The 11,350-nt window shown below is 44.2% G+C and carries 7 protein-coding genes, 2 tRNA genes and 1 rRNA gene; 5 read left to right on the plus strand and 5 right to left on the minus strand.

The window, feature by feature from the left end; all coding sequences use genetic code 11:
• Nucleotides 1-2 precede the first annotated feature (2 nt).
• Together mrdA and rodA are read left to right on the plus strand one after the other, a co-directional pair.
• Nucleotides 3-1,865: a penicillin-binding protein 2 gene (gene mrdA, locus Bovatus_RS19250; RefSeq protein ID WP_004299944.1), complete on the plus strand. Its 1,863-nt coding sequence runs from the start codon at nucleotides 3-5 to the stop codon at nucleotides 1,863-1,865.
• Nucleotides 1,846-3,303 (plus strand): rod shape-determining protein RodA, encoded by a 1,458-nt coding sequence (gene rodA, locus Bovatus_RS19255; RefSeq protein WP_004299945.1) that lies wholly within the window; start codon nucleotides 1,846-1,848, stop codon nucleotides 3,301-3,303. Before mrdA ends, rodA begins: the two co-directional genes overlap by 20 nt.
• 2 nt (nucleotides 3,304-3,305) lie before the next feature.
• Here rodA and gldH read toward each other — a convergent pair whose 3' ends face one another.
• The 5 genes from gldH to Bovatus_RS19280 all read right to left on the minus strand — a co-directional run bounded on the left by gldH (nucleotide 3,306) and on the right by Bovatus_RS19280 (nucleotide 8,084).
• Complete coding sequence (gene gldH, locus Bovatus_RS19260) at nucleotides 3,306-3,779, minus strand: gliding motility lipoprotein GldH (protein WP_004299946.1); 474 nt, start codon at nucleotides 3,777-3,779, stop codon at nucleotides 3,306-3,308.
• Nucleotides 3,757-5,289, minus strand: coding sequence for a PSP1 domain-containing protein (locus Bovatus_RS19265; RefSeq protein ID WP_004299947.1), 1,533 nt, complete (start codon nucleotides 5,287-5,289; stop codon nucleotides 3,757-3,759). Before Bovatus_RS19265 ends, gldH begins: the two co-directional genes overlap by 23 nt.
• Nucleotides 5,290-5,304: 15 nt before the next feature.
• Nucleotides 5,305-6,429 carry a DNA polymerase III subunit gene (locus Bovatus_RS19270; RefSeq protein WP_004299948.1) on the minus strand — a complete coding sequence of 375 codons (1,125 nt, stop codon included), beginning with the start codon at nucleotides 6,427-6,429 and terminating at the stop codon, nucleotides 5,305-5,307.
• A 1-nt stretch (nucleotide 6,430) separates the two neighbouring features.
• On the minus strand, nucleotides 6,431-7,384 hold the full coding sequence (gene metF, locus Bovatus_RS19275) for a methylenetetrahydrofolate reductase [NAD(P)H] (RefSeq protein WP_004299949.1): 954 nt from the start codon (nucleotides 7,382-7,384) through the stop codon (nucleotides 6,431-6,433).
• Between the two features lie 187 nt (nucleotides 7,385-7,571).
• Nucleotides 7,572-8,084, minus strand: a complete 513-nt coding sequence (locus Bovatus_RS19280; RefSeq protein WP_004299950.1) for a ferritin-like domain-containing protein — start codon at nucleotides 8,082-8,084, stop codon at nucleotides 7,572-7,574.
• A 1,331-nt stretch (nucleotides 8,085-9,415) separates the two neighbouring features.
• On the opposite strand from Bovatus_RS19280, the gene Bovatus_RS19290 reads away from it, so the two are divergent.
• From Bovatus_RS19290 to Bovatus_RS19300, 3 genes are all read left to right on the plus strand, one after another.
• A 16S ribosomal RNA gene (locus Bovatus_RS19290) occupies nucleotides 9,416-10,944 on the plus strand.
• A 185-nt stretch (nucleotides 10,945-11,129) separates the two neighbouring features.
• Nucleotides 11,130-11,206, plus strand: a tRNA-Ile gene (locus tag Bovatus_RS19295).
• A gap of 63 nt (nucleotides 11,207-11,269) precedes the next feature.
• A tRNA-Ala gene (locus tag Bovatus_RS19300) sits at nucleotides 11,270-11,343 on the plus strand.
• The last annotated feature ends 7 nt before the right edge of the window (nucleotides 11,344-11,350 follow it).

Below are 11,350 nucleotides of genomic sequence, written 5' to 3' on the forward strand. Positions count from 1 at the left end.
CGATGGCAAAAGATTATATCTTAGAGAAGCGCAAATTTGTAATCGGAGGCATTGCTATCTCCATTGTTTTGATTTATCTGATACGTCTTTTTGTATTGCAGATCACGACCGATGACTACAAGAAGAATGCTGACAGTAACGCTTTTCTGAATAAGATCCAATACCCCTCGCGTGGCGCTATTTATGACCGGACCGGTAAACTATTGGTATTCAACCAGCCGGCATACGACATAACGATCGTGCCAAAGGAAATAGAGAATCTGGACACACTCGATTTATGCCAATCGCTGAATATCACCCGTGCGCAGTTTCTCAAAATAATGAGCGACATGAAAGACCGTCGCCGCAATCCGGGGTATTCCCGCTATACCAACCAGTTGTTTATGTCGCAACTTTCGGCGGAAGAATGTGGTGTCTTTCAGGAAAAGCTGTTTAAGTTTCGTGGCTTTTATATCCAACGGCGTACCATTCGTCAATATTCGTACAATGCTGCCGCCCATGCTTTGGGAGATATAGGAGAAGTCTCCGCAAAAGAAATGGAAGCGGATGAAGAAGGATACTACATCCGTGGGGATTATGTCGGCAAGTTAGGAGTCGAGAAATCGTATGAAAAGTACCTTCGTGGCGAGAAAGGAATTGAGATTCTGCTTCGTGATGCACACGGTCGTATCCAAGGGCATTATATGGATGGTGAATATGACCGTCCTTCCGTTCCCGGCAAGAACCTGACATTGAGTCTGGATATTGACTTACAGATGCTGGGTGAACGTTTATTAAAGAATAAGATTGGAAGTATTGTGGCTATCGAACCGGAAACCGGAGAAATCCTTTGTCTGGTATCCTCTCCCAATTATGACCCGCATTTGATGATTGGCCGCCAGCGTGGTAAGAATCATCTGGCCTTGCAACGTGATATGACCAAACCGCTTTTGAATCGTGCCCTGATGGGAGTGTATCCTCCGGGATCTACGTTCAAGACAGCGCAAGGACTGACGTTCCTGCAAGAAGGAATTATCACTGAACAAAGTCCGGCATTCCCTTGTTCACATGGGTTCCATTACGGAAGATTGACAGTAGGCTGCCACTCTCACGGATCTCCCATTCCATTGATTCCGGCTATTGCTACATCGTGCAACTCCTATTTCTGTTGGGGATTGTTCCGTATGTTTGGCGATCGTAAATACGGTTCGCCGCAAAACGCCATTACGGTCTGGAAAGACCACATGGTTTCGCAAGGATTTGGCTACAAACTGGGAGTTGATTTGCCGGGAGAGAAACGGGGCTTGATTCCGAATGCGCAGTTCTACGATAAAGCTTATCGCGGACATTGGAACGGACTGACAGTAATCAGTATCTCTATCGGACAGGGGGAAATTCTATCCACTCCCCTTCAGATTGCTAACCTGGGAGCAACCATAGCTAACAGAGGATACTTTGTGACACCGCATATTGTAAAGGAAATCCAAGATAATCAGTTGGACAGCATCTATCGCGTACCACGCTATACCACTATTGAGAAAAGACATTATGAATCAGTCGTAGAAGGGATGCGTGGCGCAGCTACCGGAGGAACTTGTCGTATGCTGTCAGTGATGGTTCCGGATTTGGAAGCCTGTGGAAAAACGGGTACTGCGCAGAACCGCGGACACGACCACTCGGTATTTATGGGCTTTGCGCCGATGAACAAACCGAAGATAGCTATTGCCGTCTATGTAGAGAACGGCGGATGGGGGGCTACTTATGGAGTTCCTTTCGGCGCACTGATGATGGAACAGTATTTGAAAGGCAAGCTCTCGCCGGAAAACGAGTTGAGGGCGGAAGAATTTAGTAACAGAGTGATATTATATGGTAACGAGGAACGATAGTTTGTGGAAAACGCTGGACTGGGTAACGATTTTTATTTACCTGCTCCTGATTGTTGGCGGATGGTTTAGCGTCTGCGGAGCCAGCTATGACTATGGCGAACGCGACTTCCTCGACTTCTCAACCCGTGCCGGCAAGCAGTTCGTGTGGATTATCTGTTCCTTCGGACTCGGATTCGTGCTGTTGATGCTGGAAGACCGTATGTATGATATGTTCGCGTACATTATATATGTGGGGATGATTCTCTTGCTCATTGTTACCATCTTCATAGCACCGGACACCAAAGGATCACGCTCTTGGCTTGTCATGGGGCCTGTGAGCCTGCAACCCGCCGAGTTTGCCAAGTTCGCTACGGCCTTGGCGTTGGCTAAATACATGAATTCTTATTCATTCAGTATCAAGAAAGAAAAGTGTGCCTTTATTCTGGGATTCATCATTCTTCTCCCGATGTTATTGATTATCGGGCAGCGGGAGACAGGATCTGCATTGGTTTATCTTGCTTTTTTTCTGGTTCTTTATCGTGAAGGAATGCCGGGAGTAGTGCTTTTTGTGGGCGTATGTGCGGTAATCTACTTTGTGGTCGGCATCCGTTTTGATGAAGTCTTTATCGCCGATACTCCTACACCACTGGGAGAATTTATCGTATTACTATTGATCTTATTATTTGCCGGTGGTATGGTGTGGGTATATCGCAAGAAATGGTCTGCTACCCGCAATATCATTGGTGGAAGTTTGGCTATATTATTGATTGCTTATTTAATATCCGAATATTGGGTACATTTTAGCCTCGTTTGGGTGCAATGGGCGCTTTGTATTGTGGTGATAGGCTATCTGATTTATTTGGCATTAAGTGAGCGGCAGCGTACTTATTTCCTGATTGCCCTGTTTACAATCGGTTCTGTCGGCTTCCTGTATTCCAGTAACTATGTATTTGATAATGTGCTCGAACCTCACCAGCAAGTCCGTATCAAAGTAGTGCTCGGTTTGGAAGAAGATTTGACCGGTGCCGGATACAACGTGAATCAGTCCAAGATTGCCATCGGTTCCGGTGGGTTGACAGGAAAAGGATTCCTGAATGGTACGCAAACAAAATTAAAGTACGTGCCCGAACAGGATACCGACTTTATATTCTGTACAGTGGGTGAGGAGCAAGGATTTGTCGGTTCGGCTGCTGTCCTGTTGGCTTTCCTTATTTTGATCTTACGATTAATCTTCCTGTCCGAACGGCAGACTTCCAACTTTGGGCGGGTTTATGGATATTCGGTTGTCAGTATTTTCCTTTTCCACTTATTTATTAATATCGGTATGGTGCTGGGGTTAACTCCGGTTATCGGTATTCCATTGCCTTTCTTCAGCTATGGAGGTTCTTCTTTATGGGGATTTACGATATTGCTGTTTATCTTCCTGCGCATTGATGCAGGACGTGGCAGAAGACTCTAATCTTACTGCTTCTCAATACGGATACCTACATCGCTCAATCCTTGTAACTTTTCATCTTTCATTCCGCTCATAATTTTAATAGTATAATTTGCAGGATGTAAAGGGCGAACAGATGTAATAAAAGTTTCCGATTGGTAAATGCTTCCCCATCCGTGTCCCGTCCATCTTCCGGTAGAGTCAGCCAGGCAGAAAGCAATGGTATCAGTGCGCCATACCGTAGAATCCTGTAGATTCTGACTGATAAATAAATGGAGGTCATGATAAGGATATTCGATACTGTTGCGGACTTCCGCAAAAAGCCGGAGAGTAGTGGGAACGCTGTCAGTTATGGGAATCTGAAAAGAGAGTGTATCACTCTTTCCCCATCCCTTGTTGGGAAGGGATTGATAAGAGTGATACACTGTATGTTCATTGCAGGCTGTCAGTAAGCAAGCGCTGAATAGACTCAATATACTATTCTTGAGTAGGCTTTTCATTAGTTGACTGTTTCTCCTGATTCTGATTTCTTTCCGGTCTGGAAGGACGCTCGTGGTTGGGACGACGTTCTTGACGTTCCTGTCCTTGCTGTTCCCGTTGACGGTCTTGTTGTTGTGGACGTTCTTGACCTTGCAGACGTTCCTGATTCGACCGTTCCTGTCCTTGTGGACGTTCCTGATTTGATCCTCTTTCCGGACGTCTGTTTTCGTTGTTCCGTCCCTGGTTCTGTCCTCTGTTCCGGTTGTTGTTATTGTTATTTCTCGGGCGGTTGTCTCTTTCCCCTCTGTTGCCGTTTTCTGACTGTTGCGGGCGGTTTTCATTCTCCCGTTGAGGTTGTTGCGGACGATTGCCGCCTTCTGCTTGCTGCTGCGGGCGGTTTCCGTTATTATTGTTTCCTTTTTTCTTCTTTTTATTATTCCGGTTAGCGTTATTGCCGCTCTCTTTATTATTCCGGCTGCGGTCGAAACGGGTAACACTTTCCTGTTCCAGCAAATCAACTGGTTTTCTTGGTTCCGGTTTCTTTTCTTCTTCGAGCAAGCTGTCCGGTTTCATCCCTTTCTTATTCATGGAGATTACTTCAAACGCACGTTTGCCGCTGATAGTGACCAGATTGGCTGGGAAGTTTTTATCCGTAGAATAAGAAACCTGATTGCTTAGAATATCCGCTTTGAAGAAATAGAAAGTGCCATCTTTCGTTTCCAACTCTATCTCTCTTGAAGGGAGACGTTTTTGAGCTTCCACATAACAGTCCACCTCGTAGTTCAGACAGCATTTCAGCTTAGCGCACTGTCCGGCAAGTTTCTGCGGATTCAATGAGATATCCTGAAAACGGGCTGCACTGGTAGAAACAGAGACGAAGCTCGTCATCCATGTAGCGCAGCAAAGTTCGCGTCCGCAAGGACCGATTCCGCCGATGCGTCCTGCTTCCTGACGGGCACCGATTTGTTTCATTTCGATACGTACGCGGAATGCTTCGGCCAATACTTTAATCAGCTGCCGGAAGTCTACCCGCTCATCGGCAATATAGTAGAAAATAGCTTTGTTGCCATCCCCCTGATACTCCACGTCTCCGATTTTCATATCCAGATTGAGATTCAACGCAATCTGACGTGCACGAATCATCGTAGCGTGTTCTTTGGCTTTGGCTTCGTTGAACTTTTCCATATCTACCGGCTTGGCTTTCCGATAGACACGCTTGATTTCCGTATCTGCTTTGAAGTTTGCTTTCTTCATTTGCAGGGGAACGAGCCGGCCGGTCAATGTAACCACGCCGATGTCATGGCCGGGAGCCGCTTCAACGGCAACTACATCTCCTTTTTCCAGTTTAATCTTGTTGCTGTTCCGAAAATATCCCTTCCGGGTATTTTTGAATTGCACTTCCACCATGTCACTCTCTTCTGCATTGCCCGGAATGTCCGCCAGCCAATCGTAGGTGTTCAGCTTTTTATCTTGTCGGGAGCATCCTTTGCAGCAAAGACCACCGCTTCCATTATGAAGTTTATATTCCATAAGTTTATATATTTATTATTGCTTCAACAGTACAATCATCTTTAGCGAGAAGTCGAAGAATACCATTTTAGCATTTACATTCTGTTCTATATGTAGTTGCGCTTCGCTTAATTCGTCCATGATGCCCATCACGTTACGTTCGTTGACAAAAGGCGCAAAGCGGGTTGCAAAATTCTGTTCATTAATGGTCATATACGTTAGGTTGCGCTGGTGCAGGTTAAAGACAAAGTTTTCGCGGATCATGCGCTGGCAATATTCCAGAAAGTTTTTCTGGCGTTCGCGTCCCATGCTGGCCACCTGTTCGCTCCACATCTTCATCTCCTTTATTTTCCGTTGATAGGACAAGCGCATCAGGTTGACGAAGAGCTCGAAGAATAACTGATTTTCCTCATTCAGATGAATCGTTTCGAGTGCCTTGACGAAATTTCCGTTTGCCAGATGGGCAATCGAAATGCTATCCGCAGGCTGAACATGATATTTACTCTGCAATACCCGGTCGATGCTGGCTTCGTCAATTTTCCGCACATTCATACGTTGAGTACGGCTCAAAATGGTAGGCAGAATCATGTCCGGAGCTTCGGATACCAACAGAAAAATCGTCTTTTCGGGTGGCTCCTCAAGCAGTTTCAGCAACTTATTGGCGCATACCGGGTGCATTTTCTCCGGCAACCATACAATCGTAATCTTAAATCCACCTTCACTGGATTTCAGACTGAGCTTCTTCAGGATCTCATCGCTCTCTTTGGCATAAATCAGCGCTTGCGAGTTCTCCGCGTCCATTTCACCCAACCAATGGTTGAGGTTAAAATAAGGATTGTTAATAACGAATGGCCGCCAATCGGCAATATAATCATCGCACACTTCTTTCTTTCCTTTCGCACTTTTCACGATGGGGAATACGAAATGCACATCCGGATGTACCAGCTTATTGAATTTCACACAAGACGGACAGACACCGCAAGCATCTTCCTCGCCCCGATTGGTGCAACTGATGTAGCGTGCGTATGCGATAGCCAATGGCATTTTACCAACTCCCTCGGGACCGCAAATGAGTTGGGCATGTGGAATACGCCCCTCGTTCACTTCCTGAATGAGTCGTTGCTTGATTTCTTCTTGTCCGATTACGTCTCTGAAAAACATATCAATAAATGATTTTGGCTATTTCCTTGATACTGTCTACTGCTCCGATAGAATAGAAATGGATGCTCGGAACTCCGTGTTCCATCAACTCCTTGCATTGAGCCACGCACCATTCAACACCCACCTGTTCGGCTTCCGCATCATTCTTGCATTTCAATGCTTCTTTCACCAGATCTTCCGGTAAATCCACCTTGAATGTTTTGGGGATCATGCTTAGTTGGGAGATTTTCTTGAAAGGCTTGATTCCCGGAATGATAGGAATGTTGATACCTGCTGCCTTAGCCTGCTCCACAAAATCGAAATATTTCTTATTATCGTAGAATAATTGTGTCACAGCATACTCTGCACCAGTTTCTACCTTCTTTTTCAGCCAGTAAAGATCTGTCTCTATGTTAGGAGATTCTTCATGCTTTTCCGGATAACACGCCACACCATACGAGAAAGGACTGGCGGTGACTTTCATCTCCGAACCGTCAACGAAGATTCCCTTATTGAAATTATTAATCTGCTCCTGCAATTCAATCGCATGATGATATCCGTCTCCTTCGGGAGTAAATACCGATTCATGTTTAGCCTTGTCTCCACGGAGTACCAGCAAATCTGTTATATTCAGAAATTGCAAATCCAGCAATACATATTCGGTCTCCTCACGCGTGAAACCACTGCACAGGATATGAGGAACCACAGTAATATTATATTTATTCTGAATGGCTGCCGCCACAGCGACTGTTCCCGGACGCCTTCTCAGGCGGTTTCTCTGAAAGAGCCCGTTGCCGAGATCTTTGTAGACATATTCGCTGCGATGCGTGGTGATATTGATATATTTCGGATCAAATTCTCGAAGAGTGTCGATTGTCTGATAGAGCTTTTCGATTCCGGTTCCCTTCAAAGGAGGGAGAATTTCGAAAGAAAAAGCTGTACCTTTACTGTTATTTATTAAATCAATTACTTTCATTCCTTTTCGTTGATGTTGTTATCTACTTGGATTAAACATGCATATTGGGACAAAAATACGAAAAAAGAAAGATTTCTTCTTGATTTGTTTGAAAATAGTTTGGTTTTTATCGTACTATTACATAAAAGAGGGCATATCCTGTATTTCGGATGCACCCTCTCTCACCTAATCATTATTAAATTAGAATTTACTTTTCGAGAAATGATTTCTTCATTCTGGCAATGTCAGTCAGATAATCTTGTAAATCTTGTTCATGTTCTTCCTCTTCGGCAAGAATATGTTTGGCGATATCACAAGTGGTGAAATCTTTCCCGTTAGTAAAGTCGGCAATTTCCTGATAACGGAGAATGGCACAGCGTTCGGAAGCAACATTATCCTTCAGCAAACTGACTGAATCGAAGCCTTGCGGAGCATCATATTTGCATCTTGCCAGTTCGAACCATTGTTTCGGATCAAGTACCGGAACCCCTTCCAGCTCGATGATACGGTCGGCAAGCAGCTGTGCATGTCTACGTTCTTCTTCGGCATGTTCCTCGAACTCACCTTGTACGTCGGCACGCATGGCGCCTTCCACTACTAATGCACCTACCCAATATTGGTAATATGCCAACCACTCTTCAGCCAATGCTGCGTTCAACTGTGAAATTAAACTTTCTACATCTAATTTACCTTGTAGGATTTTTACACTTTCTCTAGCCATAATTTTAAAGTTTAGGTTACTATGTTTAAATCGCTAATGTAACAGACGGAGGTTCTTTTTGTTTGAGTATCCCGGAGGTTTTAACAGAAAGAATGCATTGCACTGTGCAGCTCCTTCTTTTTTAATAGAACATGGATGCTTTTAATATTTCATTTCAACTAAATTTTTGTATCACTTTTACCCTCACATCCTCACACCTTCGCTCAATTCCTTTATTCATCGTGGTTACAACGTGTGAGGGTAAGTGCGGTAGTAGGGTGAGGGTAACTTTTTACCCTCACCCTGTCTTGTCCTGATTCTATCTTAAACAGTTTATAATAAGTGTCTTGTCTATTCGCTTTTATCTTATACTCTCCTATACAATAGACGTCAATGCCTTATATAATAGATGTTTATCCCTCGTGATTCTTCTGATAAGCCCTAATGTCTTTTAACGGCTCACTGCAGTGAACGAATTTGTTTACTATCGTTAGCTTATTTGTTTACATCTGATAGCTTATTTGTTCACTGCAGTGAGCCCTTGCCAACTACTAAGCAAATGGATATTGAACATAAGAAGAAAGCCTATGAAGTGGCATATCTTATAAAGAAAGATACCTGTATGCTGAAATTAGGATAGTAATTTATTTATTGATTAGTAGGAGCGAATTATAAACTAAAGTAGAGTGATAACAGATAGCTATTCTCACTTTTTTATGTGTTCTTGTCCTGTAGAAATCTATTTTTTAGTTTGTTTCTTTAAGAGTACTTCTCTTTTTACCCTCTCTTTGCGAATATCTTTTTGTTATTTGCTCTACACGCGCGTATGTAATATAATAATGTACCATTTCCGGCCTGTTTTCATATAGATGTAACATATATGAAGAAAAATATGTTCTACAACATCGTTATGATTCAGTAAGTTAGGGCGGATATCTAAAAAATAATTAGAAAAAATAGTCAGATATATTTGGATGTTATAGATAAGTTGTCTACTTTTGCACCCGCTTTGCTAGAGAGACAGAGCCTAATGATTGACATTCTGCTATAAGATGAAGGCCACAGAAAATAAAAACAAAAAAACTTTGAAAAAAGTTTGGAGGTTATCTGAAAAAGTCCTTATCTTTGCATCCGCTTTCGCAAAGAAAGCAGGCGCGGCGGAAGCCACGTTAGTTCTTTGAAATATTGATAAACAATACAAGTAGTACAAGTAAAAAATAGAACCGTCAATACTTGTCTTATGAAGTAGTGATACAATTAAGACTAATAGGTATTTGAATAAGGTCAATAAAATTACGGCGTCCTGAACAGAGCAAAAAAAGTCATCTTAACCGATGATAAAAAATACTTTTACAATGAAGAGTTTGATCCTGGCTCAGGATGAACGCTAGCTACAGGCTTAACACATGCAAGTCGAGGGGCAGCATTTTAGTTTGCTTGCAAACTGAAGATGGCGACCGGCGCACGGGTGAGTAACACGTATCCAACCTGCCGATAACTCCGGAATAGCCTTTCGAAAGAAAGATTAATACCGGATAGCATACGAATATCGCATGATATTTTTATTAAAGAATTTCGGTTATCGATGGGGATGCGTTCCATTAGTTTGTTGGCGGGGTAACGGCCCACCAAGACTACGATGGATAGGGGTTCTGAGAGGAAGGTCCCCCACATTGGAACTGAGACACGGTCCAAACTCCTACGGGAGGCAGCAGTGAGGAATATTGGTCAATGGGCGAGAGCCTGAACCAGCCAAGTAGCGTGAAGGATGAAGGCTCTATGGGTCGTAAACTTCTTTTATATGGGAATAAAGTTTTCCACGTGTGGAATTTTGTATGTACCATATGAATAAGGATCGGCTAACTCCGTGCCAGCAGCCGCGGTAATACGGAGGATCCGAGCGTTATCCGGATTTATTGGGTTTAAAGGGAGCGTAGGTGGATTGTTAAGTCAGTTGTGAAAGTTTGCGGCTCAACCGTAAAATTGCAGTTGAAACTGGCAGTCTTGAGTACAGTAGAGGTGGGCGGAATTCGTGGTGTAGCGGTGAAATGCTTAGATATCACGAAGAACTCCGATTGCGAAGGCAGCTCACTAGACTGTTACTGACACTGATGCTCGAAAGTGTGGGTATCAAACAGGATTAGATACCCTGGTAGTCCACACAGTAAACGATGAATACTCGCTGTTTGCGATATACAGTAAGCGGCCAAGCGAAAGCATTAAGTATTCCACCTGGGGAGTACGCCGGCAACGGTGAAACTCAAAGGAATTGACGGGGGCCCGCACAAGCGGAGGAACATGTGGTTTAATTCGATGATACGCGAGGAACCTTACCCGGGCTTAAATTGCAACAGAATATATTGGAAACAGTATAGCCGTAAGGCTGTTGTGAAGGTGCTGCATGGTTGTCGTCAGCTCGTGCCGTGAGGTGTCGGCTTAAGTGCCATAACGAGCGCAACCCTTATCTTTAGTTACTAACAGGTTATGCTGAGGACTCTAGAGAGACTGCCGTCGTAAGATGTGAGGAAGGTGGGGATGACGTCAAATCAGCACGGCCCTTACGTCCGGGGCTACACACGTGTTACAATGGGGGGTACAGAAGGCGGCTACCTGGTGACAGGATGCTAATCCCAAAAACCTCTCTCAGTTCGGATCGAAGTCTGCAACCCGACTTCGTGAAGCTGGATTCGCTAGTAATCGCGCATCAGCCATGGCGCGGTGAATACGTTCCCGGGCCTTGTACACACCGCCCGTCAAGCCATGAAAGCCGGGGGTACCTGAAGTACGTAACCGCAAGGAGCGTCCTAGGGTAAAACTGGTAATTGGGGCTAAGTCGTAACAAGGTAGCCGTACCGGAAGGTGCGGCTGGAACACCTCCTTTCTGGAGCGATGCCGTAACTGTCACAAAACGTGGCAGCCACTAAAAGACTTTAAAGGTTCTGTTTTTTGTACTACTGGTACTTGTTTATTTATAACATATAGATCAACCATCTATAGAAGTATAGATAGAGATAAACAAGAGAAAAAAGAAGCCGAGTCTAGACGAAAGGTAGACAAGGTTGAACTAGTCCTATAGCTCAGTTGGTTAGAGCGCTACACTGATAATGTAGAGGTCGGCAGTTCAACTCTGCCTGGGACTACCAAGCTCAAGAATGAGGAACAGGGAAAGCTAAAAGCTAAAAAACAAAATTCTTGAATAACCTCTTGGGGGATTAGCTCAGCTGGCTAGAGCATCTGCCTTGCACGCAGAGGGTCAACGGTTCGAATCCGTTATTCTCCACTATCTC

The sequence above is a fragment of the Bacteroides ovatus genome (genome assembly GCF_001314995.1).
Lineage (GTDB): Bacteria > Bacteroidota > Bacteroidia > Bacteroidales > Bacteroidaceae > Bacteroides > Bacteroides ovatus.